Raw genomic sequence first — 25,601 nt, forward strand, 5'->3', positions numbered from 1 at the left:
GGTATCCTATCGGCAATTTTTTCAGTTAAATTTAAAGGTTAAATTTTATGCAACAGCAGTATAACCCAAGTGAGATTGAACCTAAGGTTCAGCGTTATTGGGCAGAAAATAAAGTTTTTAAAGCAGTTAAAGACGTTACCAAAGAGAAATATTATTGCCTTTCAATGTTGCCTTATCCGTCAGGTAAGCTACATATGGGGCACGTGCGTAACTACACCATTGGTGATGTAGTGTCTCGTTATCAGCGAATGATCGGTAAAAATGTATTACAGCCAATGGGTTGGGACGCATTCGGTTTACCGGCGGAAGGTGCTGCGGTGAAAAATAATACCGCACCGGCAAAATGGACTTACGAAAACATCGAATATATGAAAGGTCAGCTTAAAATGTTGGGCTTCTCTTATGACTGGGATCGTGAAGTCACCACTTGCCGTCCGGAATATTACAAATGGGAGCAATGGTTCTTCACAGAGCTTTATAAAAAAGGCTTGGTGTATAAAAAAACCTCAACCGTAAACTGGTGTCCGAATGATGAAACCGTGCTTGCCAACGAGCAAGTACACGAAGGCTGTTGCTGGCGTTGTGACACCCCAGTGGAACAGCGTGAAATTCCGCAATGGTTTATCAAAATCACAGACTATGCTGAAGAGTTATTAACTCAGTTAGATAATCTCCCACAATGGCCGGATCAAGTAAAAACCATGCAACGCAACTGGATCGGTCGTTCCGAAGGGGTAGAAATCACCTTTAAAATTGCCGGTTCAAATGCAGAATTACCGGTTTACACTACCCGTCCGGATACCTTCTTCGGCGTAAGCTATGTGGCGATTGCTGCTGCTCACCCATTAGCAGAATTAGCTGCACAAAATAATCCGGCATTGGCTGAATTTATTCGTGAGGCGAAAAATACCAAAGTAGCAGAAGCAGAATTAGCCACCATGGAGAAAAAAGGAATGGCAACCGGCTTATTCGCCATTCACCCCTTAACAGGCAAAGAAGTGCCGGTTTGGGTTGCTAACTTCGTGTTAATGCACTACGGCACAGGTGCGGTAATGGCGGTTCCGGCTCACGATGAGCGTGACTTTGAATTTGCACAAAAATACGATTTGCAAATTAATCAGGTAATTCAACCGCTTGATGGTTCAGAGTGGGACTTCAGCAAAGCGGCTTACACCGAACACGGTAAATTAATCAACTCCGCCGAGTTTGACGGCTTAGAATTTGATGCAGCTTTCAATGCAATTGCCGATAAATTAGAAGCAATGAGCGTAGGTAAACGCCAAGTAAACTTCCGTCTGCGTGACTGGGGCGTTTCTCGCCAACGTTATTGGGGTGCTCCAATTCCAATGATGACGACAGAAGAAGGCGAAGTTGTTACCGTTCCATTACAAGATTTGCCGGTGATTCTACCGGAAGATGTGGTAATGAACGGTGTGCAAAGCCCGATTAAAGCGGATCCTGAATGGGCGAAAACCACTTACAACGGCAAACCGGCATTGCGTGAGACCGATACCTTCGATACCTTTATGGAATCCTCTTGGTACTACGCACGCTATACTTGCCCGCAATATCACGAAGGAATGTTAGATTCAGACGAGGCGAACTACTGGCTACCGGTCGATCAATATATCGGCGGTATTGAGCACGCTACAATGCACTTGCTCTACTTCCGTTTCTTCCATAAATTATTGCGTGATGCAGGCATTTTAAATTCGGACGAGCCGGCGACTAAACTGTTGTGTCAAGGTATGGTGCTTGCCGATGCGTTCTACTACACCAGCCCGACTAACGAGCGTATTTGGGTTAGCCCGACACAAGTCACCTTAGAACGTGATGAGAAAGGTCGTATCATCAAAGCAACCGATCCTGAAGGGCGTGAGCTGGTTCACAGCGGTATGACCAAAATGTCGAAATCGAAAAACAACGGTATCGACCCACAAGAAATGGTGGAAAAATACGGTGCTGATACGGTTCGCTTGTTTATGATGTTTGCCTCCCCTGCGGAAATGACATTAGAATGGCAAGAATCCGGCGTTGAAGGGGCAAAACGTTTCTTAGGTCGTGTTTGGAATTTAGTGTATAGCTATGCTCAAAATCCGGCAACGGCTGCATTAGACGTGAATGCCTTAGACAAAGCTCAAAAAGAACTTCGCCGTGATGTACACAAAACCATCGCGAAAGTGAGTGATGATATTGGTCGTCGTCAAACTTTCAATACAGCGATTGCTGCGGTGATGGAATTGATGAACAAGCTCACCAAAGCCCCGCTTGAAACCGAGCAAGATAAAGCGGTAATGGCAGAAGCTTTAAGTGCGGTGGTGCGTATGCTTTACCCAATCACGCCACATATCTGCTTTGAGTTATGGCAAATGTTAGGTAATGAGCAAACTATTGATTTTGCCCCTTGGGTACAAGCCGATGAATCCGCTATGGTGGAAGACGAAAAATTGGTGGTGGTACAAGTAAACGGAAAAGTGCGTGGCAAAATTACTGTTTCAGCCACAGCCACGGAAGATGAAGTTAAAGCCATCGCCAAAGCCGATCCAAACGTGGCTAAATTCTTAGATGGTCAGCAGATTGTAAAAGAAATCTACGTTCCATTTAAAATGTTGAGCTTTGCGGTTAAGGCGTAACAAACACTCTCTCCCTTTATGGGAGAGAGACCGATAAATATTTCGTGCAGAAATATTTATCAGAGAGAGGGTACAAGCGGTTATTTTCTTGGAAAATTTTGCAAAAAACAGACTCCCCTCTCCCTGCTTTTTCTTCTAAACGAAGAAAAAACCGTCCCTCTCCCACAAGGGGAGAGGGAAAATAAACAAGGAAATCTCATTATGATTAAAAAACTCTCTCTCATTGCTGTTTTTGCTCTTACCGCCTGCGGTTGGCACTTTAAAAACAATGAAGTATTACCTGAATCGCTCAGAACATTAACCTTTGAAAGTGCAGATCAACACAGTGAAATGTCTCGAATTTTACGCAATCAGTTACAACTAAGCGATGTAAAATTAGTGCCAAGCTCTGCTAATGTGGCAAAACTACGTTTGGTTTCAACCTCAACAGATAGTAAGGTGGTTTCTGTATTTAAACAAGCCCGTGAAGCAGAAAAAATCTTAACACTAAAGGTTGATGCGATTGCCGATATTCCAAATAAAGGGCAATACCCATTAGAAGTTTCGGTTCATCGTACATTCTTTGATGATTCTCGTGCAGCACTGGCAAAATCTGCTGAAAAAGAGATGATTATGAAAGATATGTATGAGCAAGCCTCTCGCCAATTAATTATCAAAATGGCGGGCTTAAAAAAAGAACTTTCAAAATAATCATTGTAGGGGCGAAATATATTTCGCCCATTGTTTATCTATATGCAAAAAATCTTTCCGGAAACACTTCAACTTTCATTAAACAAAGGCCTGCAGCCCTTTTATCTATTAACAGGGAATGATCTTCTATTGGTGAATGAAACCAAAGATGCCATTATTCACACCGCCCGCCTCAACGGTTTTGATGAAAAAAAAGAAGTTGAAATCAAAAACGACACCAACTGGGAAGAGCTTTTCGAAGCCGCTCAATCAATGGGATTGTTTTTTGCACGCCAAATTATGGTACTGAATTTTCCGGAGTCCCCCACAGCAACACAGTTTAAAAAACTGGCTGAGCTTTGTGCCTTTATTCATAGTGACTTACTCTTTATTCTGCACTTACCTAAATTTTCCAAAGCAATGGAAAAACAGGCTTGGTTCACGCAAATTGAGCCAAACCTCGTGCAAATTAACTGCCAAACACCGGAACTTAGCAAGCTCCCGCAATGGGTAAGTCATCGAGCCAAAGCGATGAATTTGCAGATTGAAAATGAAGCAACCCAACTGCTTTGTTATAGCTATGAAGGCAATCTACTGGCTCTTAAACAGGCATTACAACTGCTACAACTCAATGCGACTGATGGAAAAATCACGCTGACAAAAGCCCAAGAAGTGGTTGAACACTCTGCCCAATTTACCCCTTTTCAATGGATTGATGCGTTATTTGAAGGGAAAATCCAAAGAGCTCAACGCATTTTGCACCATCTGCAAAATGAAGAAGTACAAGTGGTCGTTTTATTAAGAATTGTGCAAAAAGAGTTGATGATTTTGCTCGAAATCACACGGAACCCTACTGCCGTGATTTCCAGCGAACAACCGCTTTTTATCGGTAATTTACGAACAGAATTTGACCGCTTGAAGATATGGCAAAACCGCAGACCTTTTTACAACCAGATCGCTCAACGACTAACTTACCAAAAACTTTACGCCCTAATCCAACAACTTGCTGAATTAGAGCGTAAGGTGAAACAAGAATTTAGCGATGATATTTGGCAAGAGCTGGAACGTTTCTCCGCTAATTTTGCATAAATCAATACTTTTCCAAATCCTCACTAAACAGTGTTTCTTCCACACTCGCAATACTATGCTTTTCCGCCGCCCAATCCCCTAAATCAATGAGCTGACAACGCTCACTGCAAAACGGGCGGTATTTACTTTCTTTACTCCACACCACTTCTTTTTCACAAGTCGGGCAATTTACGATGGTTTCCGGCATTCTGTATCCTTTAATTTTGCTAAGTCTAAATAGTTTCTATGTAACGTTTGTACCTGCTGTTCAAGCAACGCCAAACCTTCTTCAAGCGGTAGATTATTTTCAATCACATCATCGGCATAGCTAAGTCTTTCCTCTCGGCTGACTTGGGCTGCCATAATATTTTTAATGGTTTCAATTTTACTGCTATCACGTTTGGTTGCTCTTTCCAGTTGGATTTCAGGCGAAACATCAATAACCAATATGCGATCACAGTATTCGGTGAGTTTATTTTCAATTAGTAGTGGCACAACCCAAATCACATAACAAGCGGCCGATTCTTGCAATTTTTTTACCATTTCTTCTCGAATGGCTGGGTGAAGCAAATTATTGAGCCAGTTTTTTTCCTGTTCATTGTTAAACACAATTTGACGGAGTTTAGTGCGATCTAATGCTTTTTCTGCCGTTAAAATCTCTTCGCCAAAGTGTTCTACAATCTTGGCTAAAAGCGGTGTACCTGGTTCAACGACTTGGCGAGCCACTACATCAGCATCAATCACTTCTACCCCAAGAGCTGAAAATAAATCAGACACTGTGGTTTTGCCACTACCTATTCCACCGGTTAATCCTACAACGTAAGTCATAAAAATTAATTCCTCAAAATGAAAACAACTCAATTCTAGTAATTAATCCCCCTGCTTTCAAGCATTAGCACCAGCAACATCGCTGTGCTAATAAACGGAATAAACGCCAATTTTGCTAATTTCTGCTTTTTCATTATCCAATAAACCAAGAAATATCCAATCCCTAGCAAGCAAGCGGTTAATATCAATAAGAGCATTTTTTCGAGCCGAAAGAGTGGGGATAACGCAACCAATAGCAACATATCGCCGTAGCCAAATGCCTCCTTTTTAAACACAAGCTGTGATACACAGCCAATCAACAGGCAAAAAACAAGGGTAAAGGTAAAAGTTTGGTGTTGGAAATCGGCTAAACTCTCCCATAACACCAACAAAAAAATAAGCACAAGATAGCGAATATCCGTTAGGTAATAGCACATATCTAACAGTGATAAAAAACAGAGCAGAATAAAAATCGTGCCGATAATCGGGTTTTCCGAGCAAAGCATAATTAATGGGAAAAGGAGAAAAAATAGATTTGCCGATTGGGGCTGTTTCGGTTGTAGCAACGATTGAGTCAAAAACTGTTGTTCGGTTAAGCCAATATTCAGCAATGAAATCGTTTCTTGGTAAATTTGGCGATTGACTCTAATGGCAAATCGAGGGATCTCCGCCTTGAGCCAAACCGCAGCGAAGAGGGAAAACAGTATTAACATCACTACTCCACCAAAGCACCCATATCAAAAATCGGTAAATACAGCCCGACAATAATAGTGCCGACAATCACGCCCATTATCAACATTAGCATCGGTTCTAATAGCTGAGACAAAATATCAATTTGGTAATCTAATTTTTGTTGGTACATCTCACTAATATGCTCACACATTTTCGCCACATTACCACTTTTCTCCCCAACCTCAAGCATTTGTGCCATCTCAGCCCCAAACACATTCGGGTTGATCCCTTGTGAAAATTTGTAGCCTTGTTGTAACAAATTAAGCATAGTGCCAATTTCTTGCTGTAAAATCGGGTCATCATTTTTCTCGGATAAAAACGACCTCAAGGTAACATCAAGCGGAATATGGGCATTCAGCATTAAGGCAATGTTTTGGCTGAAAAAGATAATGCGAGATTGCTCAATAATTCGTCTAAACAGTGGCATTTTAGCCCATAGAGCCATTTTCCACTTTGCGACTAACCTGCTCTTTTTTGCAAAAAACAGGTAAAAAATGACCGCTAGTAGTAGCGTGCCAAGCAACACTGAACCTTGCTCAATCAAGCATTCGGAAAGGGTAAATAAAATATCGGTAATGAGGGGTAAAGTTTTGTCTTTTGAGCCATAAAGTTGGGCAAACTGCGGTACAATCAAGACCAATAGCCCGATAGATAAAGTGAGCGAAATCAACAACACTATCACCGGGTAGAACAGGATTTTCTTCACTTTTTTCGCCAATTTTTCCGATTTTGCTCGGCTTTCAGCTAAATTAGTCAGCATAATGCCCAGTTTTCCGCTTTGCTCGCCCATTTTGATTAGTTGAATTTCTTGATTGGTCACAAATTTACCCAATTTCTCCAACGATTGTGAAAAGGCATAGCCACTTTCAATATGCTGAATCAGCTCATTAAGCCATTGATAAAGCTGGATATTTCGGCAGTTTTGCAACAACATAGACAATGCCTGTTTTAACGGAATGGCAGAATTAACCAACAACGCCAGTTGCGATAACAGGCTGTTCACCTCTTCTTTTTTCGGGTTCGTTGAAAGCACAAAATTTCGGCTAATCCGAATGTGCTGATAACCTTGTGCCAGCAAAAGGTTTTCCAACATTTCTCGATTCGTTGCCAACCGCTTTCCACGCTGTTTCTGCCCGAATCGGCTCTGGGCTTTCCAATGAAATTCATAGATTTTCGTCATTGCCTAGCACCCTTAAAATTTCTGCCTGATTGGTTTTTCCTTCCGCCAATTTTTCTTTTGCACTGTCGGCAAGGGTTTTAAAATCCAAACAAGCGGTGTTTTTTTCAAAATTTTTTGCAGATCGGTTTAAGAGTTGATATACCCCAATTTGCCCTTTATACCCTTGATAACAATGCTCACAGCCTGCCCCACCGCATTTCACACACACTCGGCGTAACAGGCGTTGAGCAATCACGAGTAGCAATGAATTTTTCAGTTCATACTCTTTTATGCCGAGCTGTAGCAACCGTTCCACCGCTGAAGGGGCATCATTGGTGTGCAAAGTCGAAAGCACCAAATGCCCGGTTTGTGCTGCCCTTAGTGCCATTTCTGCACTCTCTTCATCACGAATTTCGCCGAGCATAATAATGTCCGGATCTTGGCGTAGAAAGGTTCTTAACAGTTGGCTGAAATCTAAGTTAATCCCTCGATTCACTTGGGTTTGGATAATTCCCTCAATCTCAATTTCAATCGGGTCTTCGGCAGTCAAAATATGCTTTTCACTGCTGTTTAAATGGCTTAATGCACTGTAAAGCGTGATACTTTTACCGCTCCCAGTCGGGCCAGTTACTAAAATCAACCCTTGAGGCTGACTGAGGGCATTCAGCAAATTGGCTTTCTGAGCCGGGTTAAAGCCTAAATCTAAAAAATCAAAATGGGTCGGTTTATTTTTTTGTAGCCGTAGCACCACTTTTTCGCCGAAGTGCGTTGGCAAGGTAGAAACACGGAAATCCAGTGTTTCAGCTAACAGTGTTTTGAAATGAAATTGCCCGTCTTGTGGCAAGCGAGTCTCGCTGATATCGAGCTTCGCCAATAATTTAACCCGTGAAATCAAACGGCTGGATAAACTACTCGGCAAGCTTTTATAAATATGTAGCACGCCATCAATTCTTAATCGAATTAATAATGTCTCTTTTTGTGGTTCAAGATGGATATCGGAAGCGTTCTGTTGCAAACAGAACTTAAACAAATTCTCTAAAATTTGGATAATCGGATCATTTCTATCCGGCTGCTCGTTATTCTCGGAAAAAGGATAAAGCGGATTTTCTTCATAAATTTCACTCTGCTGGCTACTCTGCTCAGGCGAAAGGGCATTGAGCAAAAATTTTAATTCTTCGGAGGAAATCAAAACAGGTTCAATCTGTTTGTGGTAGATAAACGCAAAAATCTCGCAGGCATTGAGGTTTTGCATATCATCAATCCCTAGCCAAAGCTGTTCTTCGGTTTCTTGCAGTGGAACAGCTAAATAACGCAACAAAATCTGTTTTTCATTGCAATTTTTCTGCCACTGCTCTGCTGAAATCTCAATGAACCTTTGGCTGTTTAAGTCGGTTACCGAATACTCCATTTTGATTTCCTCACCTCAAATTAGCCGTTTGGTGTAGTGGTTGTGCTACAGAAATTAGCTGGAAATAGGCTGGTATCACTGCCGCTACAACTTGCCGCCCAGCTAATCGTATTATTTGAGAACGATGGTGTTAAGGTGTAGCTATAACCATTCAGCGAGCCTTTGCCGGTTACTGTAATCACGCCTTTTGTTACCGCAATCGAATTTAGGTATTTAGTGGTATTACTGCTGGTTTTATTCGCCTGAATCCCATTCGTGCCACCGGAGCAGTTATCCAACCCGCCACTGTTGTAAATACAGACTTCAACGTCTGATTTATACGAAGCAGATGCTTGTAATAACTCCGATAACGCCGCCTTTTGGGTGTATGAGTTATAGGAAGGGATCGCAATAGTGGCAAGAATGGCAATAATCGCAATCACGATCATCAACTCAATGAGGGTAAATGCCCGATGAAGTTGGCGAATGCCAAGCGGTCGAAGATGTACAATTTTTTGCATATAAATTCCTTATAAATTGCACCAACAAATTGTGGCGAATCAAGTGTGCAAATTTTTTGCCTGCTTTGCGACCGGCAAATGTCAATTTTTCGATGCAGATCGAAAAAATAAATTTTTCATCTGTTTATCCATACAGTTTTTTGATAGAATTTGCTAAATTTCGTCACTCAAGGATAAAAAATGGCAAAAGCACCTAAAACCGCTTATGTTTGTAATGATTGCGGGGCTGAATATTCCCGTTGGATGGGGCAATGTCGGGAATGTAAGTCTTGGAATACCATCAGCGAAGTGCGGTTGATTTCCAGCAAAGAAACAGCAAAATCTGACCGCTTTAGCGGCTATGCAGGTGAGACATCAGGCAAAGTACAGGCTCTTTCCGATATCAGCCTGCAAGAAGTGCCTCGTTTCAGTAGTGGCTTTAATGAGCTGGATCGTGTGCTGGGGGGCGGGGTTGTGCCGGGGTCTGCCATTCTGATTGGCGGTCACCCGGGGGCCGGGAAAAGTACGTTATTACTGCAAGTAATGTGCGGTTTAGCCCAGCATCTGCCTACACTGTATGTCACCGGTGAAGAGTCGTTACAACAAGTGGCAATGCGGGCAAATCGTTTAGGCTTACCAACCGCAAATCTGAAAATGTTGTCTGAAACCTCTGTCGAGCATATTTGCAATATTGCAGACCAAGAAAAACCGAAGATTATGGTGATTGACTCAATTCAGGTTATGCACTTGTCGGATATTCAATCTTCACCCGGCAGTGTTTCACAGGTACGGGAATGTGCCTCTTTCCTCACCCGTTACGCCAAAACCCGCCAAGTGGCAATTATTATGGTTGGGCACGTCACCAAAGACGGTACGCTTGCCGGCCCGAAAGTGTTGGAACACGCCATTGATGCCTCTTTACTGTTGGAAGGCGAATCCGATTCCCGCTTCCGAACTTTGCGTAGCCAGAAAAACCGTTTTGGTGCTGTTAATGAATTGGGCGTATTTGCGATGACCGAACAGGGGCTAAAAGAGGTTAAAAACCCATCTGCGATTTTCTTAAGCCGTAGCGAAGAGCAAACGCCGGGTAGCTCCGTAATGGTATTATGGGAAGGCACTCGCCCATTGTTGGTTGAAATTCAAGCCTTAGTCGATCACTCAATGCTGGCAAACCCTCGCCGTGTGGCGGTTGGCTTAGATCATAACCGTTTATCGCTATTACTTGCGGTGCTACACCGACACGGTGGCTTGCAGATGTCGGATCAAGATGTGTTTGTAAATGTGGTCGGTGGGGTGAAAGTCACGGAAACCAGTGCCGATTTAGCCTTAATTTTGGCGTTAATTTCCAGCTTCCGTAACCGTCCGTTACCGCAAGATTTGGTGATTTTTGGGGAAGTCGGCTTAGCAGGGGAAATCCGCCCGGTTACCAGCGGGCAAGAACGTATTAGTGAAGCGGCAAAACACGGCTTTAAACGGGCGATTATTCCTCACGGCAATGCCCCGAAAAAGGCAATTAAAGATATGCAGGTGTTCACCGTAAAAAAACTCAGTGATGCATTAGATATTCTTTATAGCCTCTAAAATTAAGAACCGCTTGTAAGTCTGTCTTACAAGCGGTCTGTTTTAGGTAAAAATTTACGAATGTGCAGTTGTCGGTTGATTCGCTTTGAAAATATAGTACAAATTAATGCACACCACCAACGCATTTAAGCCAGTCACCGGAATCGAGCCAATCAGCAACCCATAAGCAACGAAACAGGCACAACCCAGAGAATTGACCACCCGCAGTTTAATCACATCTTTTAACAAAAAAGAACAGGCAACTAAAATCATCGCCGCATAGCCAAGTATTTCAACATAGTCCATTTAGAACCTCCTCAAATAAAATAAACTGCCGATATTTTAAAGGCTGTTTATTTATTTGTATCTAGTGCAAAAAATAGCAAAGGTTTGCGTTCACATTTTTGCTTTTAACCGCTTAGTTATTAAGCAGATTTTCGTTCTAAACGCATAAAACGGCAGCGTAACGGGTTATTTTCATCAATTTCTGACCACTTTTCTTCTGCTAACGCCCAATTTTGTTCATCAAATTCAAAGAACGTATCGCCATCAATTTCCGCTTGAATTTCTGTGAGATACAGCGTGTCAGCCTTCGGTAGTGCCTGTTTAAATAGTTCTCCGCCACCAATAATCATTATTTCATCTGTGCTTGCAAAATTTTTTGCTAATTCGACCGCTTGTTCAAGCGATTGTGCCGCATAAGCCCCTCCCACTGTAAAACCTGAACGGGAAAGAATAATATTAGGACGTTTTGGCAATAGCCTACCAATTGATTCATAGGTTTTACGCCCCATAATCACTGGTTTGCCTAACGTGTTTTGGCGAAACCACACTAAATCTACCGGCAAATGCCACGGCATTTGGTTATCTTTGCCAATCACCTTGTTGATTGTTCGAGCAACAATAATGCTGATTTTCATTTTTTCTCCTGTTATGCAAATTGGTTTGATTTTATATCAAATTAAGCGTGATTTTACACCCTAAAAGTGATACTTTTGGCAACATTATTTTTAGTTAAAAGTGAACAAATTATGTCAAAAACTATCGTGATAAAATTTGGCACCAGCACTCTCACACACGGCACTAAAAGTTTAAGCCGTCCTTATATGTTAGAGCTGGTAAAACAAATCGCTCAATTACACCAACAGCATCGTGTGATTGTGGTAACTTCCGGGGCTGCTGCTGCCGGTCGGGACTATTTAGGACACCCTGAACTCCCTAAAACCTTAGCCTCTAAGCAAATGTTAGCGGCAGTCGGGCAAAGTCAGCTTATTCGGGTGTGGGAAAATTTATTCGATATTTATAATATTCATATCGGGCAGATGCTCTTAACCCGAGCCGATCTAGACGATCGTGAACGTTTCCTTAATGCTCGAGATACCCTTGATGCCCTGCTTGCACAAAAAATCATTCCGGTGATTAATGAAAACGATGCCGTTGCCACCGAAGAATTTAAAGTCGGCGATAACGATAATTTATCGGCTTTAGTTGCGATTTTGGCTCAAGCAGATCAACTCTATTTATTAACCGACCAAGAAGGCTTATTCAGTGCTGACCCGCGCTCTAACCCTGATGCCAAACTGCTCTCTGTGGTGGAAAAAATCACGCCTGAAATCCGCCAAATTGCCGGTGGCAGTTCAACCGGTTTAGGTACGGGCGGAATGAGTACCAAAATTACCGCTGCCGATATTGCCACCCGCTCCGGTGTAGAAACCATCATCGCCTCCGGTTCTCGCCCAAATGTGTTAGTTGATTTAGCAAACGGGCAAAACATCGGCAGTAAATTTTTAGTCCAATCTGACCGCTTGGAAGGCAGAAAACGCTGGTTATTTGCTGCTCCGCAAGTGGGTGAAATTGTGGTCGATTTCGGGGCAGAACAAGCCTTACTGCAACACAAATCATTGCTGCCGGTGGGTGTTTCTTCAATCAAAGGCGAATTTACTCGAGGTGAGGTCATCAAAATTTTCAGCCAAGACGGCAAAGCCTTAGCTCTCGGTATTGCCCGTTATAGCAGTGAGGCATTACTGCGAATTAAAGGTAAGAAATCAAAAGAAATTGAATCGCTCCTTGGCTATGAATTTGGCTCGGTTGCCGTCCACAGTGATGAGATGGTGGTATATTAATGGAACTCGGAATCGATGTTTTAGCAATATTATTCGCTATTGCGACCCTTGCCGGCTTTATTGATGCTATGGCAGGTGGTGGGGGCTTACTGACTATTCCTGCTCTAATGGCAGCCGGCCTGCCGCCGGCAATGGCGTTAGGAACGAATAAATTACAGGCGTGCGGTGGCTCTTTTTCCTCTTCGCTCTATTTTATTCGCAAAAAAGCAGTCAATTTAAAACAAATTTGGTTACTGATTCTATGCACGTTTTTAGGCTCTGCCGCCGGTACTATTTTTGTGCAAATGATCAATGTCGATTTCTTAAAAACCTTATTGCCCTTTTTAATTCTGATTATCGGCATCTATTTTTTAGTCAGCCCTAATATAGGCGATGAAGATCGTAAACAACGTATCAGCCTTACACTATTTGCCTTTACCGCCGCTGTCGCTCTCGGTTTTTATGATGGAATGTTCGGGCCGGCAACCGGCTCTTTTATGACTCTAGCATTTATTTTGCTGCTCGGCTTCAACCTCTCTAAAGCCGTAGCACACGCCAAAGTGATTAATTTTACCTCCAATTTTGCCTCATTAATTTTCTTCACGCTTGGTGGTGCGGTAGTGTGGAAAGTGGGCTTAATTATGATGGTCGGGCAATTTATTGGCGGCACGCTCGGTGCGAAAATGGTAATGACCAAAGGCAAAAAATTAATCCGCCCGATGTTAGTGACGATGTCTTTTATAATGGTCGGCAAAATGCTCTACGAGCAAGGAATTTTTAATTAACAATGAATAAAGCAAAACGTATTGAGATTTTAACCCGCTTACGCAATGAAAATCCAAAACCGACAACTGAACTCAATTACAGTAATCCGTTTGAATTATTAATTGCCGTGATTCTATCCGCCCAAGCGACCGATAAAGGTGTGAACAAAGCCACCGACAAGCTCTTCCCTGTTGCTAACACGCCACAAGCGATCTTAGATTTAGGCGTAGATGGGCTAAAAGAATATATCAAAACTATCGGCTTATTTAACAGCAAGGCAGAAAACATTATCAAGACCTGCCGAGATCTCATCGAAAAACACAACGGTGAAGTGCCTGAAGATCGTGATGCCCTCGAAGCCCTTGCCGGTGTTGGTAGAAAAACAGCCAATGTAGTGATGAATACCGCATTCGGACACCCGACGATTGCTGTCGATACCCATATTTTCCGAGTCTCAAACCGCACAAACTTCGCCCCGGGCAAAAATGTAGTTCAGGTGGAAGAAAAACTGCTGAAAGTTGTGCCGGACGAATTTAAAGTCGATGTTCACCATTGGTTGATTTTACACGGACGCTACACTTGCATTGCCCGTAAGCCTCGTTGTGGTTCTTGTATTATCGAAGATTTATGTGAGTTTAAAGAAAAGACTGATATGTAAAGCGACAAGCGGTCGCTTTTTTGAGATTTTTTGCAAATGGATATTTATTTAGTCGGCGGTGCGGTGCGGGATCAACTGCTTGGGCTGCCCGTGAAAGATAGAGATTTTTTAGTGGTTGGCGCAACTGCCGAACAACTTTTAGCCCAAGGATTTCAACAAGTTGGGGCAGATTTTCCGGTGTTTTTACACCCTGAAACCAAAGAAGAATATGCCCTTGCTCGCCAAGAACGGAAAAACGGCAATGGTTACAACGGCTTTATTTGTGATTTCTCCCCAAATATCACGCTTGAGCAAGATTTGATCCGCCGAGATTTAACTATTAACGCCATCGCCCAAGATGAAAACGGTACGCTTTTTGATCCTTATGGTGGTGTGCAAGATTTAGAAAATCGGCTACTCCGCCACATTTCTCCTGCATTCAGCGAAGATCCGCTAAGAGTACTACGAGTTGCTCGTTTTGCCGCTCGTTTTCATTCCTTTGGTTTTACCATCGCTCCTGAAACCATGAAATTAATGCGAGAGATGGTACAAAGGGGTGAGTTAGAAAATTTAACCGCTGAACGGGTGTGGCTGGAAACACAAAAAGCCTTTGAAACCGATAATCCGCACGTTTACTTTGATGTTTTACGCTTAGTCGGGGCGTTAAAAGTGCTATTCCCTGAACTGGATCGCCTGTTTGGCGTACCACAGCCTGCCCAGCACCACCCTGAAATTGATTCCGGCAAACACACTTTAATGGTATTAGAACAAGCAAAAAGACTTGCAAAAAAAGCGGAAAATCCGACCGCTTTACTCTTTGCAGCCCTTTGCCACGACTTAGGCAAAGGCTTAACGCCTGCTGATATTTTGCCTCATCACTACGGACACGAAGTCAAAGGCATTCAACCAACCCGAGAGTTAGCCAATCGGTTAAAAATCCCAACTGACATTAAAGATTTTGCCCTTTTAGTGACCGAATACCACACGCATTGCCATAAAATGGCGGAACTTCGCCCTGAAACGGTAATAAAATTGTTTAATGTACTCGATGTGTGGCGTAAACCAAACCGCTTTTTTGATTTCCTGCTCGCCTGTGAAGCGGATGCTAGAGGGCGATTAGGTTTTAAACAAAGAGATTATCCTCAACCTGAATTAGCGAAACAATATTACCAAGCCGCAATGGAAATTGATGTGCAACAAGTTATTCAAGATGGTTTTGAAAAACAAGCAATTCGGGAAGAGCTGAATAAACGCAGAGTGTATGCGGTAAGAAGCATCAAGCTAGATAGCGACCTAATAAACCATTAGGTTATCCGCCACTTTCTCAAAATCAATTCCCAAAGTTCAATTAGAAAAACGTTGGTTAAATGTATGGATTCTTTAAAAGGTGGCGTTATTTTAGTGAATTTATAATGTTCCTATGCTCTTGATTGTTGTAGCCACAATTTCAGGGTAAAGATCAGCAATAACCCAATGCCGAAATTGGCAATAGTGAAGCCGGCTAACCCAATAAAAGATAAAGGTTCAAATTGATAAAATTCAATCGCACCTCTTGCCATTGCAGCTAAACCAAATGAAAATGCCCAGAAACCCATCGAGAAGCCATTTTCAGCTATCCATTTGAGGTTTCGTAAAATAAAACAGAATTGTAAGAATCCATATCCCCATAACATTTTTGCCAACAAGTCTAATTCTCCACCCATAGAAAAATAGGCAGAAGCGCCGACAAATGCTGGAGCAAGAACAATTCCTAAAGATGGTCTAGCAATCGGAAAAAGCGGACTAAGCCGAATTCTTTGTAACATAGTGGGTTCATATACTAACCAGGAAATTATACCAATGCCTAAAAATAAAGAGGCAATTTCACTGTAGCCAATTAAGCTTAATGAACTTGCCATAGTGAAGCTCCCTGCAATTGGCGGTAGGTAATGTACCGGGTGTAGCGTTTCTGGCAAAAATTGTGTGCCTTTCCATAATCCACCAATAATAAAAACCAAGAAAATTAAATGCACAATGACGCCTAAAAAAATCAATAGTTCGCCTAAATAAAAACCCCATACATAGAGCACATCACCGCTTATCATGGTTGTCATTGTCACTAAGGAAAATAAACAACATTGCACTGGGTGCATAAATTCTGCTTTAATCTGCTCAAAACAAAAAAACACACGATACACATAACAGCCTAATAAGGCTACCCAAAGTATGACTGACGTTCCAGCAATGATATTACCAATTGTTGTAGCATAAGGAGTGATAGGCGTTGCATTTAACCAGGCAAGGCCTAACGCCCCCAGCCCTAATGGCATTGCAAAAAAGCCTGTAGTTATTGGAAAAGGTTTAGATTCACTCATAAATTTATCCTTATATTGAAATAATGCATAACTGTATTCGGCTTTATAACAGTCATATGTAAAAAATTTTATTTTTCTAACCGCTTGTAATAAGAAAAACCTAAAGCACTTGCTTTAGGTTCCTACTACTATTCATACTCTTCTAGCCAGATAGTTAAAATCGCTTCAAGAATATGTTCATTTGATGCTTCCGGATCATCATCGAAATCTTCCATTTCGCAAATCCATTTATGCATATCTGTAAAACGAACCGTAGTTGGGTCTAAATCTGGATTCATATCATACAGATTTTCTGCAATCATTCGAGTATCTGACCATTTCATTAGTGTGCTGCCTCATTTGCGTGATTTAAATTATATTTCGGAATTTCAACAACTAAGTCTTCGTCACCAACAATACATTGACAACTTAAACGGCTGTCCATTTCCAAACCCCAAGCTTTATCCAGCATATCTTCTTCTTGATCTGAAGTATCATTTAAAGAATCAAAACCTTCACGAATCACCACATGGCAAGTGGTACAAGCACAAGAACAATCGCAAGCGTGGTGAATTTCAACACCTGCTTCGTGTGCAACTTCTAATAAATTATCGCCGGCTTTAGCTTCAACAACCATACCTTCCGGACAGAACTCTTCGTGTGGAAGAAAAACAATTTTTGGCATTTTTAGTTTCCTTTTACTAATCCCATTCAATATTATCCAGATGTTCGCCGATGAAGTTTAAAATCTCTTCCTCATTCTCAACCAGATAAACAATAATATTCTTTAGTTCCCTTGCTTTCTCTTTACTTTTCTCGGAAAGCGGATAGGTAACATAATAACATCCTACGTCCGGATCTTCTTCTAATAACTCTAATAGGCTTGGACGATAAATACTAAGATAAGACCGTAAAAATGCCGCCCAGTTATAGCCATTCATATAAGCAACATTATATTCGGCGTTAATTCGCTCACCTAGCTCAAAAATGCGGTTGTCTTCTAAATCAAATTCCACCGCAACGGTTCTGAATTGTTCTGAAATCTCGGTTTTTACATAGTTAGACATACTGCCTCCTTATGCTAAATCGTCCATTTTTTTACCGGCTAACGCTTTTTGAATTGATAAATTCATACGGCGTGCTGCAAATTCTTGCGTAGCTAAATCCACCTCTTTGATACCTTGCTGAATTGCAAAGCGATCAGTACCTTCTTTTAATTCGATTAAACGGGCTAATTGTGCTTCAATCGCTTGGAACTCCTCCACACTCAACACTGCAGAGCCATCTTCTTTCAATGCCGTTACCACGCTGTCAATCACTCGGTCGGCTTCTACTCGCTGTTCAACTAACTGGCGGGCTTCCATATCTTCTTTGGCATTTGCCATTGAGGATTTAATCATCTGCGTAACTTCTTCATCGGTTAAGCCATAAGACGGTTTGATTTGAATTGAAGCCTGCACTTTGGTCGATTTTTCCATTGCAGTCACGTTTAATAAACCGTCTGCATCAACTTGGTAAGTTACCCGAACCTGTGCAACCCCTGCTGCCATTGCCGGAATGCCACGCAAAGTGATTTTACCGAGAGAGCGACAATCTTCGACTAATTCACGCTCACCTTGTAAAACGTGGATTGTCATCGCCGTTTGACCGTCTTTACCGGTAGTAAACTCTTGAGCTCGAGCTACTGGGATAGTAGTGTTGCGTGGAATAATTTTCTCCACCAAACCACCCATCGTTTCAATACCAAGCGAAAGCGGCACAACATCAAGCAACAACATATCGGAATCCGGTTTGTTTCCAACTAAAATATCCGCCTGCACTGCCGCACCAATGGCAACAACTTTATCCGGGTCGATAGAGGTTAATGGCGTTTTACCGAAAAACTCGCCGACTTGTTCACGCACAAACGGTACACGGGTCGAACCGCCTACCATTACCACTTCTTGAACTTCTTCTGCTTCAACTCCGGCATCTTTCAATGCTCGGCGACAAGTCATCAATGAACGTTTTACAAGCGGTTGAATTAGCTCATTAAATTGCGAACGACTTACTACACCTATCCAATTTGCAAATTTCACCTCAAATTCGACCGCTTGCGAAAGAGCAATTTTTGCTTGAGTAGCTAAGGTTAATAACTCACGCTGTTCGCTTGCAGTTTGTGGCTGGTAATTTGCCTGTTTGGCAATCCATTCCGCTAATAGGTGGTCGAAATCATCGCCGCCAAGTGCGGTATCCCCTGCGGTTGCCAATACTTCAAACACACCTTTACGTAAACGCAAAATGGATAAGTCGAAAGTACCGCCACCTAAATCGTAAACGGCGATCACACCTTCTTGTCCGCTGTCTAAGCCATAAGCAATCGCTGCTGCGGTTGGCTCATTTAATAATCGTAAAACGTTTAAACCTGCAAGACGTGCCGCATCTTTGGTACTTTGGCGTTGTGCATCATCGAAATAGGCCGGCACGGTAATTACTACACCTGAAAGCTCTCCACCTAAACGCTTTTCAGCAAATTGTGTCAAGTGGCTTAGAATATCTGCCGAAACTTCAATCGGGCTTTTATTGCCTTGAGCAGTTTGAATTAAAGGTAAACCGTTTTCGCTCGCCACAAATTGATAAGGTAAATTTTGATAATGTTGCTGAACATCTGCCAAAGAACGCCCAATTAAACGTTTAGCTGAAATAACCGTATTTTTTGGGTCAAGAGCTGCTTTGGCAAACGCTTCAACCCCAAGCGTTTTTTCTGCTTCTGCATAATGCACTACTGACGGCACTAATGCTCTTTCTTGTTCATCAAGTAATACTTGAGCCTGCCCGCTACGCACAGTCGCCACTAATGAATTGGTTGTCCCTAAATCAATCCCCACCGCTAATTTATGTTGATGCGGAGCAGCCGTTTGACCGGGTTCAGAAATTTGTAATAATGCCATTTATTTATCTCTCTAAATCTATTCTTCTCTCCCAAAAGAGAGCCAACACTTAAGCCACTGAGTATCCCATATTTTCAGGGGCAAATTCGCCTTGGTAGTGGCGTTCAATCGGTACAGCAATTTTACTCGTAAGCTCTAGCACTTGATGCCCTTGTAATTTCTCTACATCGGTTTGCCAGTTTTCCCAACGCAAATCCTGATAAAAATGGTTTAAATCTCCGGCTAATGCCCAGCCTAGAAATTCTGAATAACCTAATTGGGTGGTTTCCCATTTTTTAGCTTTTGGATGATAATAATAAACTTTGCCAAGATCTGAGCCGATTCCGCCGGCATTAATGGCAAAATAGCCACCGATTGCATCATCCGCTACCAGCAAGTGGCTTGGTTGTTCGCCAGATTGTTTAAAAGTTTTGCCGAAGTTCCAATCAAATAAGCCCCGAGGCAATTTTTCGTTGCCTGAACCTAAAATGCGTAGCCAGCCGTGGTCAATCAATACGCCACCGGTTTCATACACCATCGCCCCTAGTGGTGAGCGGGTGGAAAGTTGCATCCCCACCAATGCACTACCGGCATCTTCGGGGTAACTCGCTAAAATTTCGTAATGATTTTTTGCTTGGGTAAACCAGTCTCTTAAAATTAACCAAGCCGATTGCTTATCTAATAATTGTTCTAAATTTTTCATTTGCAAAATTTCCTTAGAATTTGACCGCTTGCGAAAACCATACAAATGTAGGATTAATAGTCAAAGAATTTTTCTTCTACTTTCTCAATCTGAATAATTAATTTTTTAAAGTAACGGAGCTTGTCGGTTAACGCATTGGCTTTTTGCCAGTCGGCTGCATTTAACGTTTGTTCAAGCTGTTCTAATACTGCTTTTTGTTCCGCTTTAATCTGTTTTAAAAAGACGGTCAGTTCGGTTTCGTCTTTACGATGCTCAATGGTTTCCAGTTTTTCGTGCCATTCGAGTTGCTGCATTAAGAAATCCACATCTCGCATACTTTTTTCTTCGAGATTTTTGGCTTCACCTGTATGGATTTCAATCATCGCTTCCGCCCGTAAAACCGGATCTTTAAGAATATTGAGAGCCTCATTGACATCAGCAGATTTCTGCACCGCTTCTAGCTGTTCAGCACTTGATTTGTGGGCAAAGTTATCTGGGTGAAGCTGTTTCTGTAAAGCAAGATAACGCTCAGAAAGCTGGGCGTTATCAAGTTGAAATTGGACAGGTAAATCAAATAAAGCAAAAGGGTTATTCATTACAGTTCCTTATACACTAAAACTTTCGCCACAACCGCATTCGTTTTTAACATTCGGGTTGGTATATTTAAAGCCTTCGTTTAAGCCTTCTTTCACAAAATCCAGCTGCGTGCCGTTTAAATAAGTGAGGCTTTTTTCATCGACAATAACTTTTACGCCGTGTTGTTCGAAAACTTGATCGTCTTCATTTAATACATCAACAAATTCAAGCACATAGGCAAGCCCCGAACAACCGGAAGTTTTCACACCAAGCCTTAGCCCGATACCTTTACCTCTGTTTTCTAAGAATGTACGAACTCGGTTTGCGGCAGCTTCTGTTAAGGTAATGCTCATAGTTTTCCTTATGTGAATGGATTAAATCAAGATAGAAATAGCAAATGCAAGCGGTTAAATTTTGCAATTTTTTTGCAAAAATCGACCGCTTGCATTGATTGTATCATATTACTTAGCTTGTTTTTCTTTGTAGTCTGCAATTGCAGCTTTGATTGCATCTTCTGCTAAGATTGAACAGTGAACTTTTACCGGTGGTAATTCTAACTCTTCAGCGATATCACTGTTTTTAATCGCACCTGCTTCCTCTAATGATTTACCTTTTACCCATTCGGTAATGAGAGAACTTGATGCGATTGCAGAACCACAACCGTATGCTTTAAAGCGTGCATCTTCAATGATACCCTGATCGTTCACTTTAATTTGTAAACGTAAAATATCACCACAAGCTGGCGCACCTACCATACCAGTACCAATATCTGATGCTTCTTTATCAAAAGTCCCTACGTTGCGTGGGTTTTCGTAATGATCAATTACTTTTTCGCTATATGCCATTTTTATATTCCTTTTATTTCCGGCGAAAAATATTTCGCCCCTACATTCAATTTACTATTTGTGATGAAAGCTTATTTTGTAGGGGCAAATTATTATTTGCCCTTGCAAAATTTTTCTGAATTAGTGGTGATTCCATTCGATTTTAGACAAATCTACACCTTCTTTGAACATTTCCCAAAGAGGCGAAAGCTCACGCAATTTCACGATAGCTTTTTTCACGATTTCAATAGTATGATCGATTTCTTCTTCAGTTGTCCAACGACCTAAAGTGAAACGGATTGAGCTGTGAGCTAATTCATCGTCACGACCGATTGCACGTAACACATAAGATGGCTCTAAACTTGCAGAAGTACAAGCTGAACCTGATGATACTGCGATATCACGTAATGACATCATTAACGATTCGCCCTCAACAAAGTTAAAGCTGATGTTTAGGTTTGAACCGATACGTTTACCTTCTTCCATTGAACCATTTACATATACTTCTTCAATATCTTTGAAGCCGTTATATAAACGATCACGTAACACGGTTAAACGAGCCATTTCGCTTGCCATTTCTTCTTTAGCAATACGATATGCTTCACCCATACCTACAATTTGGTGAACAGGTAATGTACCCGAACGCATACCACGCTCGTGACCGCCACCGTGAATAATCGCTTCTAAACGTACACGTGGTTTACGGCAAACATATAAACCGCCGATCCCTTTTGGTCCGTATAATTTGTGGCTTGAGAAAGACATTAAATCAACATTTAACTCTTGTACATCAACCGGAATTTTACCTACAGACTGGGTTGCATCAACATGGAAAATGATTTTCTTCGCACGGCAGATTGCACCGATTTCTTTGATCGGTTGAATTACGCCCATTTCGTTATTGACGTGCATTACCGAAATTAAAATCGTGTCCGGGCGGATAGCCGCTTCTAATTTAGCTAAATCTAAAATACCGTCTTCTTCAGGGTCTAAGTAAGTTACTTCAAAACCTTCACGCTCTAACTGGCGACAAGTATCTAATACTGCTTTATGTTCGGTTTTAACAGTGATAATGTGTTTACCTTTGGTTTGATAGAAATGCGCAGCACCTTTAATAGCTAAGTTATCAGACTCTGTCGCACCAGAAGTGAAAACGATTTCACGACTGTCTGCACCAATTAAATCGGCAATTTGGTTACGAGCCACATCAACGGCTTCTTCTGCTTCCCAACCAAATTTGTGTGAGCGAGAAGCAGGGTTACCAAAGATGCCGTCTTTGGTCATATATTCCATCATTTTTTTTGCAACACGCTCATCCATTGGCGTAGTTGCAGCATAGTCCAAATAAATTGGTAATTTCATTTTTACTCCTGATTAAAATAACCAAGCGGTTATTTTTAATAAAAAATTTGCAATTAGTGATGATGCGGATGATCGTGACAATGCTCTTTTTCACAATCGTGATCAGCATGTTCCGCAGCTAAATCAGCAACTGAAATTGTCCCTAAAAACTGCTCAATTTGATCTTCTAATCGCTCCCACAAAGAATGCGTTAAACATTGAGAATCTTTACGACAATTACCACTGCCCTTACATCTAGTTACATCAATATTTTCATTAACTGCGTTAATAATCATTCCTACGCTAATATCTTCAGGTCTTTTACCTAGCTGATAACCACCACCCGGGCCTCGAACACTTTGCACAAGCCCATCACGGCGAAGTTGTGCAAAAAGCTGTTCCAAATAGGAAAGGGAAATAGCTTGGCGATCTGAAATATCGGCTAAACTCACCGGTTCTGATTTTCCATGTAAAGCAATATCTAAAATAGCTGTTACAGCATAACGGCCTTTTGAGGTAAGTTTCATAAATCTCCTCGTGAATTTCCCAGAAAATCGTCTGGGGAAGTTGTTAAATTTTGATATACCCCACTAATTTAGTCAATCATTTAGAACTAATTAGTGTGAAAGGTTTTATATATTAAAAATGTCCAAAATGTCCGAGCTAATTATACGGAAAAACACACTAAAAAACCAAAAGAAAGTCAAAATAAGTCGATAATTTACGCAATTTTGCATTCAACTGATCGGAACAGATGTTTTTTTATAAAAATTTAATTGATAGAGTAAATTTAGCCCCGTAAAATCCGCCTGTTATATTAAATATTAACAATGCATCATTTTATTTATTCAAATTACAATTATTTCCTTTTCATAAATTTAAGAGACTTACTATGAAAAACTTTTCAAAAACATTACTTGCTTCAGTGATTACACTTAGTTCAGCAGGGGCATCAGCTGCTGCATTCCAATTGGCAGAAGTTTCAACTTCAGGCTTAGGAATGGCCTATGCAGGTAATGCTGCAGTTGCCGATAACGCTTCTGTGGTGGCAAGCAACCCGGCATTGATGACGTTATTTAAACAAACTGAAATTTCTGCCGGTGGTGTTGTGGTTAATGCTGATGTTAATGTTGATGGCAACTTAGGCCCTTATAAAGCATCTCAAAAGAATATTATTCCAACTGCTTTAGTCCCGAATTTATATATTGTTTCACCTATCAATGACCGCTTTGCAATTGGTGGTGGCGTAAATGTAAACTATGGTATGAAGTCACACTTTGATCCTGATTTCAATGCAGGTATGTACGGCGGTAATACCGAATTAAAAGTCATCAACTTTAACTTAAGCGGTGCTTATAATTTAGGCTACGGTTTTAGTGCCGGTGCGGGCTTAAATGTACTTTACTCTGAAGCAGAATTTATTCGTCATTTAGGTATTGGGGGTAAAGTATTAGCAAGCAGACTAGCACCTATCGTGCCTACAGCTGCTGCCTCACTGGCTCAAATGCAAAATAATACTGAAGTTGCCCGTGTTAAAGGCGATGAATGGAGCTTAGGCTGGAATACCGGTTTAATGTATGAAATCAATGAAAGAAACCGTTTAGGTGTTGCTTATCACTCTGCAGTTAATGTGAAATTTAAAGGCCAATACTCAAATGGGTTTCCAACCGCATTTAACGCTTTGTTAGCAAACCCAGCTATTGCAGCTCAATCACCAATGAGCCAAGCAACCGGCGGACAAGAAATCCCGGGTCGTTTAACGCTACATCTACCGGCTTACTGGGAAATTTCAGGTTATCACAAACTAACCGACAAATTAGCAATGCAATATAGCTATAAACGTACAGAATGGGAAAAATTCAAAGCTTTAACCGCTTATGGTGAATCTGGTAATGTTTTATTAAATAAAGAAGAAAACTACAGCGACTCTTCTCGTGTTGCATTAGGTTTCTCTTATGATGTAAACGAATCCTTAACATTGCGTACCGGCATTGCCTATGATGAAACTGCAAGTGTAACCAGTCCGTCAATTTCTATTCCGGACACTGATCGTACTTGGTATAGTGTAGGTGCAACCTATCGCTTCACCCCAAATCTTTCAGCAGATTTAGGTTACTCGCATTTAAGAGGTTCAAAAAACCAATTTAAAGAAGGAAATGCAGTATTTAACGTGAAATCACGTGCTAACCTTTACGGTTTAAACGTAAACTACAAATTCTAATTTGATGAATTAAGATTTAAAGAGGTGTAAAATCAATTACACCTCTTTTTTTATTGGCATAAAAAAATGAAATCTCAAATTTACTACGATTACTACCCTAGCCCCATCGGGCAATTATTGCTTTTAGCCACAGAAAAAGGCTTAATTTACATTGAGCTTGGGCAAGAGCAACAAACCACCTCGCTTGATAATTTTCTTTCTGCTCAAGTTGCAAGCGGTCAGATTTTAGAGATTTTTTGCAAAACCAAAGAGATTTTAGGCCGCTATTTTGCCGGCGAGCCATTGGATTTTCAGCAGCTGGATTTTCTTGCTCCGCAAGGCACACCATTCCAGCAATCAGTTTGGAAAATATTGCGTGAAATTCCTTACGGGCAAACTACTACTTATGGCGAAATTGCAAATCAATTAGGCAAGCCAAATGCAATGCGAGCTGTTGGCGGTGCAGTTGGGCGAAATCCGATTTCGATTTTAGTGCCTTGCCATCGAGTCTTAGGGAAAAATCAAGCCTTAACCGGATTCGGTGGTGGCTTGCCGAATAAGCGTTTTCTATTACAGCTTGAAGGTATTGCCTATAAAGATAAAGGCATTGAATTTGTAAAACCGAAAACTAAGAAATGGTAAATACGTTTTGATAGCGCAAGCGTCCACGCTTGTGCTTAGATCTTAAAATTTGGCACAAGCGTGGACGCTTGCGCC

At 41.5% G+C, this 25,601-nt stretch carries 29 protein-coding genes; 10 read left to right on the forward strand and 19 right to left on the reverse strand.

Annotated elements, in window-relative coordinates; all coding sequences use genetic code 11:
* Positions 1–47 precede the first annotated feature (47 nt).
* The 3 genes from leuS to holA all read left to right on the forward strand — a co-directional run bounded on the left by leuS (position 48) and on the right by holA (position 4,391).
* Positions 48–2,633 carry a leucine--tRNA ligase gene (gene leuS / locus EL242_RS08445; protein ID WP_126302224.1) on the forward strand — a complete coding sequence of 862 codons (2,586 nt, stop codon included), beginning with the start codon at positions 48–50 and terminating at the stop codon, positions 2,631–2,633.
* Positions 2,634–2,834: 201 nt separating this feature from the next.
* On the forward strand, positions 2,835–3,323 hold the full coding sequence (lptE, locus tag EL242_RS08450; protein WP_126302225.1) for an LPS assembly lipoprotein LptE: 489 nt from the start codon (positions 2,835–2,837) through the stop codon (positions 3,321–3,323).
* A gap of 42 nt (positions 3,324–3,365) precedes the next feature.
* On the forward strand, positions 3,366–4,391 hold the full coding sequence (gene holA / locus EL242_RS08455) for a DNA polymerase III subunit delta (protein ID WP_126302226.1): 1,026 nt from the start codon (positions 3,366–3,368) through the stop codon (positions 4,389–4,391).
* A gap of 1 nt (position 4,392) precedes the next feature.
* Here holA and yacG read toward each other — a convergent pair whose 3' ends face one another.
* Genes yacG through ppdD form a run of 6 tightly spaced genes read right to left on the reverse strand, consistent with a single transcriptional unit; the run spans position 4,393 to position 8,976 of the window.
* Positions 4,393–4,578 (reverse strand): DNA gyrase inhibitor YacG, encoded by a 186-nt coding sequence (yacG, locus tag EL242_RS08460; RefSeq protein ID WP_126302227.1) that lies wholly within the window; start codon positions 4,576–4,578, stop codon positions 4,393–4,395.
* On the reverse strand, positions 4,560–5,198 hold the full coding sequence (gene coaE / locus EL242_RS08465; RefSeq protein WP_126302228.1) for a dephospho-CoA kinase: 639 nt from the start codon (positions 5,196–5,198) through the stop codon (positions 4,560–4,562). Before coaE ends, yacG begins: the two co-directional genes overlap by 19 nt.
* 35 nt (positions 5,199–5,233) lie before the next feature.
* Positions 5,234–5,890 (reverse strand): prepilin peptidase, encoded by a 657-nt coding sequence (locus EL242_RS08470; protein WP_126302229.1) that lies wholly within the window; start codon positions 5,888–5,890, stop codon positions 5,234–5,236.
* A 2-nt stretch (positions 5,891–5,892) separates the two neighbouring features.
* Positions 5,893–7,089 carry a type II secretion system F family protein gene (locus tag EL242_RS08475; RefSeq protein ID WP_126302230.1) on the reverse strand — a complete coding sequence of 399 codons (1,197 nt, stop codon included), beginning with the start codon at positions 7,087–7,089 and terminating at the stop codon, positions 5,893–5,895.
* A complete protein-coding gene (locus EL242_RS08480) occupies positions 7,073–8,476 on the reverse strand; it encodes a GspE/PulE family protein (RefSeq protein WP_126302231.1) in 1,404 nt (467 codons plus the stop codon). Before EL242_RS08480 ends, EL242_RS08475 begins: the two co-directional genes overlap by 17 nt.
* 20 nt (positions 8,477–8,496) lie before the next feature.
* Positions 8,497–8,976 (reverse strand): prepilin peptidase-dependent pilin, encoded by a 480-nt coding sequence (ppdD, locus tag EL242_RS08485; protein WP_126302232.1) that lies wholly within the window; start codon positions 8,974–8,976, stop codon positions 8,497–8,499.
* Positions 8,977–9,156: 180 nt separating this feature from the next.
* Here ppdD and radA point away from each other — a divergent pair, with 180 nt between their 5' ends.
* Positions 9,157–10,536, forward strand: a complete 1,380-nt coding sequence (gene radA / locus EL242_RS08495; protein WP_126302233.1) for a DNA repair protein RadA — start codon at positions 9,157–9,159, stop codon at positions 10,534–10,536.
* Between the two features lie 54 nt (positions 10,537–10,590).
* Here radA and EL242_RS08500 read toward each other — a convergent pair whose 3' ends face one another.
* On the reverse strand, positions 10,591–10,821 hold the full coding sequence (locus tag EL242_RS08500; protein ID WP_126302234.1) for a YgjV family protein: 231 nt from the start codon (positions 10,819–10,821) through the stop codon (positions 10,591–10,593).
* Positions 10,822–10,940: 119 nt separating this feature from the next.
* Positions 10,941–11,435, reverse strand: a complete 495-nt coding sequence (locus tag EL242_RS08505) for a dihydrofolate reductase (RefSeq protein WP_126302235.1) — start codon at positions 11,433–11,435, stop codon at positions 10,941–10,943.
* Between the two features lie 111 nt (positions 11,436–11,546).
* Here EL242_RS08505 and proB point away from each other — a divergent pair, with 111 nt between their 5' ends.
* From proB to EL242_RS08525, 4 genes are read left to right on the forward strand one after another with little or no spacing between them, the layout of a single operon-like run.
* The gene (gene proB / locus EL242_RS08510; protein WP_126302236.1) at positions 11,547–12,638 is read left to right on the forward strand and encodes a glutamate 5-kinase; all 1,092 of its coding nucleotides are present in this window, start codon (positions 11,547–11,549) and stop codon (positions 12,636–12,638) included.
* Entirely contained in the window at positions 12,638–13,402 is a 765-nt protein-coding gene (locus EL242_RS08515) for a TSUP family transporter (RefSeq protein WP_126302237.1), read from the forward strand. The genes proB and EL242_RS08515 overlap by 1 nt, the downstream gene beginning before the upstream one ends.
* Positions 13,403–13,404: 2 nt before the next feature.
* On the forward strand, positions 13,405–14,040 hold the full coding sequence (gene nth, locus EL242_RS08520; RefSeq protein ID WP_126302238.1) for an endonuclease III: 636 nt from the start codon (positions 13,405–13,407) through the stop codon (positions 14,038–14,040).
* A gap of 36 nt (positions 14,041–14,076) precedes the next feature.
* Positions 14,077–15,327: a multifunctional CCA addition/repair protein gene (locus EL242_RS08525; protein WP_126302239.1), complete on the forward strand. Its 1,251-nt coding sequence runs from the start codon at positions 14,077–14,079 to the stop codon at positions 15,325–15,327.
* Between the two features lie 110 nt (positions 15,328–15,437).
* On the opposite strand, the gene EL242_RS08530 is transcribed toward EL242_RS08525, so the two are convergent.
* The 11 genes from EL242_RS08530 to iscR form a co-directional block, all read right to left on the reverse strand.
* Complete coding sequence (locus tag EL242_RS08530) at positions 15,438–16,373, reverse strand: TDT family transporter (RefSeq protein ID WP_061887166.1); 936 nt, start codon at positions 16,371–16,373, stop codon at positions 15,438–15,440.
* 128 nt (positions 16,374–16,501) lie between these two features.
* Entirely contained in the window at positions 16,502–16,696 is a 195-nt protein-coding gene (iscX, locus tag EL242_RS08535) for a Fe-S cluster assembly protein IscX (RefSeq protein WP_018651770.1), read from the reverse strand.
* A complete protein-coding gene (gene fdx, locus EL242_RS08540; RefSeq protein ID WP_126302240.1) occupies positions 16,696–17,037 on the reverse strand; it encodes an ISC system 2Fe-2S type ferredoxin in 342 nt (113 codons plus the stop codon). The genes iscX and fdx overlap by 1 nt, the downstream gene beginning before the upstream one ends.
* Before the next feature lie 16 nt (positions 17,038–17,053).
* Positions 17,054–17,419: an Imm51 family immunity protein gene (locus EL242_RS08545; protein WP_126302241.1), complete on the reverse strand. Its 366-nt coding sequence runs from the start codon at positions 17,417–17,419 to the stop codon at positions 17,054–17,056.
* A gap of 9 nt (positions 17,420–17,428) precedes the next feature.
* Complete coding sequence (gene hscA / locus EL242_RS08550; protein WP_126302242.1) at positions 17,429–19,282, reverse strand: Fe-S protein assembly chaperone HscA; 1,854 nt, start codon at positions 19,280–19,282, stop codon at positions 17,429–17,431.
* A gap of 49 nt (positions 19,283–19,331) precedes the next feature.
* Positions 19,332–19,964: a DUF2625 family protein gene (locus tag EL242_RS08555; protein ID WP_126302243.1), complete on the reverse strand. Its 633-nt coding sequence runs from the start codon at positions 19,962–19,964 to the stop codon at positions 19,332–19,334.
* Positions 19,965–20,017: 53 nt separating this feature from the next.
* Positions 20,018–20,539, reverse strand: coding sequence for a Fe-S protein assembly co-chaperone HscB (gene hscB / locus EL242_RS08560; protein WP_126302244.1), 522 nt, complete (start codon positions 20,537–20,539; stop codon positions 20,018–20,020).
* Between the two features lie 9 nt (positions 20,540–20,548).
* Complete coding sequence (gene iscA / locus EL242_RS08565; protein ID WP_006248385.1) at positions 20,549–20,872, reverse strand: iron-sulfur cluster assembly protein IscA; 324 nt, start codon at positions 20,870–20,872, stop codon at positions 20,549–20,551.
* A gap of 108 nt (positions 20,873–20,980) precedes the next feature.
* Positions 20,981–21,364 (reverse strand): Fe-S cluster assembly scaffold IscU, encoded by a 384-nt coding sequence (iscU, locus tag EL242_RS08570; protein WP_126302245.1) that lies wholly within the window; start codon positions 21,362–21,364, stop codon positions 20,981–20,983.
* Positions 21,365–21,484: 120 nt separating this feature from the next.
* Entirely contained in the window at positions 21,485–22,705 is a 1,221-nt protein-coding gene (locus EL242_RS08575; protein ID WP_126302246.1) for an IscS subfamily cysteine desulfurase, read from the reverse strand.
* 53 nt (positions 22,706–22,758) lie between these two features.
* Positions 22,759–23,211, reverse strand: a complete 453-nt coding sequence (iscR, locus tag EL242_RS08580) for a Fe-S cluster assembly transcriptional regulator IscR (RefSeq protein ID WP_126302247.1) — start codon at positions 23,209–23,211, stop codon at positions 22,759–22,761.
* 365 nt (positions 23,212–23,576) lie between these two features.
* Between iscR and EL242_RS08585 the strand changes: the two genes are divergently transcribed.
* Both EL242_RS08585 and EL242_RS08590 read left to right on the forward strand, forming a co-directional pair.
* A complete protein-coding gene (locus EL242_RS08585; protein WP_126302248.1) occupies positions 23,577–24,905 on the forward strand; it encodes an outer membrane protein transport protein in 1,329 nt (442 codons plus the stop codon).
* A gap of 66 nt (positions 24,906–24,971) precedes the next feature.
* On the forward strand, positions 24,972–25,526 hold the full coding sequence (locus EL242_RS08590) for a methylated-DNA--[protein]-cysteine S-methyltransferase (RefSeq protein WP_126302249.1): 555 nt from the start codon (positions 24,972–24,974) through the stop codon (positions 25,524–25,526).
* Positions 25,527–25,601 lie beyond the last annotated feature (75 nt).

It is taken from the genome of Mannheimia haemolytica (assembly GCA_900638155.1).
Lineage (GTDB): Bacteria > Pseudomonadota > Gammaproteobacteria > Enterobacterales > Pasteurellaceae > Mannheimia > Mannheimia glucosida.

Bases quoted from the DNA above. Each gene is read 5' to 3' on its own strand.
- EL242_RS08505 (WP_126302235.1), bottom strand. From the start codon at position 11,435: ATGAAAATCAGCATTATTGTTGCTCGAACAATCAACAAGGTGATTGGC.
- EL242_RS08555 (WP_126302243.1), bottom strand. From the start codon at position 19,964: ATGAAAAATTTAGAACAATTATTAGATAAGCAATCGGCTTGGTTAATT.
- EL242_RS08515 (WP_126302237.1), top strand. From the start codon at position 12,638: ATGGAACTCGGAATCGATGTTTTAGCAATATTATTCGCTATTGCGACC.
- iscU (WP_126302245.1), bottom strand. From the start codon at position 21,364: ATGGCATATAGCGAAAAAGTAATTGATCATTACGAAAACCCACGCAAC.
- coaE (WP_126302228.1), bottom strand. From the start codon at position 5,198: ATGACTTACGTTGTAGGATTAACCGGTGGAATAGGTAGTGGCAAAACC.
- ppdD (WP_126302232.1), bottom strand. From the start codon at position 8,976: ATGCAAAAAATTGTACATCTTCGACCGCTTGGCATTCGCCAACTTCAT.
- EL242_RS08480 (WP_126302231.1), bottom strand. From the start codon at position 8,476: ATGGAGTATTCGGTAACCGACTTAAACAGCCAAAGGTTCATTGAGATT.
- EL242_RS08470 (WP_126302229.1), bottom strand. From the start codon at position 5,890: ATGTTAATACTGTTTTCCCTCTTCGCTGCGGTTTGGCTCAAGGCGGAG.
- yacG (WP_126302227.1), bottom strand. From the start codon at position 4,578: ATGCCGGAAACCATCGTAAATTGCCCGACTTGTGAAAAAGAAGTGGTG.
- iscX (WP_018651770.1), bottom strand. From the start codon at position 16,696: ATGAAATGGTCAGATACTCGAATGATTGCAGAAAATCTGTATGATATG.
- iscR (WP_126302247.1), bottom strand. From the start codon at position 23,211: ATGAAACTTACCTCAAAAGGCCGTTATGCTGTAACAGCTATTTTAGAT.
- EL242_RS08585 (WP_126302248.1), top strand. From the start codon at position 23,577: ATGAAAAACTTTTCAAAAACATTACTTGCTTCAGTGATTACACTTAGT.
- EL242_RS08575 (WP_126302246.1), bottom strand. From the start codon at position 22,705: ATGAAATTACCAATTTATTTGGACTATGCTGCAACTACGCCAATGGAT.
- hscA (WP_126302242.1), bottom strand. From the start codon at position 19,282: ATGGCATTATTACAAATTTCTGAACCCGGTCAAACGGCTGCTCCGCAT.
- proB (WP_126302236.1), top strand. From the start codon at position 11,547: ATGTCAAAAACTATCGTGATAAAATTTGGCACCAGCACTCTCACACAC.
- EL242_RS08530 (WP_061887166.1), bottom strand. From the start codon at position 16,373: ATGAGTGAATCTAAACCTTTTCCAATAACTACAGGCTTTTTTGCAATG.
- radA (WP_126302233.1), top strand. From the start codon at position 9,157: ATGGCAAAAGCACCTAAAACCGCTTATGTTTGTAATGATTGCGGGGCT.
- EL242_RS08475 (WP_126302230.1), bottom strand. From the start codon at position 7,089: ATGACGAAAATCTATGAATTTCATTGGAAAGCCCAGAGCCGATTCGGG.
- EL242_RS08500 (WP_126302234.1), bottom strand. From the start codon at position 10,821: ATGGACTATGTTGAAATACTTGGCTATGCGGCGATGATTTTAGTTGCC.
- holA (WP_126302226.1), top strand. From the start codon at position 3,366: ATGCAAAAAATCTTTCCGGAAACACTTCAACTTTCATTAAACAAAGGC.
- EL242_RS08590 (WP_126302249.1), top strand. From the start codon at position 24,972: ATGAAATCTCAAATTTACTACGATTACTACCCTAGCCCCATCGGGCAA.
- EL242_RS08545 (WP_126302241.1), bottom strand. From the start codon at position 17,419: ATGTCTAACTATGTAAAAACCGAGATTTCAGAACAATTCAGAACCGTT.
- EL242_RS08525 (WP_126302239.1), top strand. From the start codon at position 14,077: ATGGATATTTATTTAGTCGGCGGTGCGGTGCGGGATCAACTGCTTGGG.
- fdx (WP_126302240.1), bottom strand. From the start codon at position 17,037: ATGCCAAAAATTGTTTTTCTTCCACACGAAGAGTTCTGTCCGGAAGGT.
- iscA (WP_006248385.1), bottom strand. From the start codon at position 20,872: ATGAGCATTACCTTAACAGAAGCTGCCGCAAACCGAGTTCGTACATTC.
- leuS (WP_126302224.1), top strand. From the start codon at position 48: ATGCAACAGCAGTATAACCCAAGTGAGATTGAACCTAAGGTTCAGCGT.
- lptE (WP_126302225.1), top strand. From the start codon at position 2,835: ATGATTAAAAAACTCTCTCTCATTGCTGTTTTTGCTCTTACCGCCTGC.
- nth (WP_126302238.1), top strand. From the start codon at position 13,405: ATGAATAAAGCAAAACGTATTGAGATTTTAACCCGCTTACGCAATGAA.
- hscB (WP_126302244.1), bottom strand. From the start codon at position 20,539: ATGAATAACCCTTTTGCTTTATTTGATTTACCTGTCCAATTTCAACTT.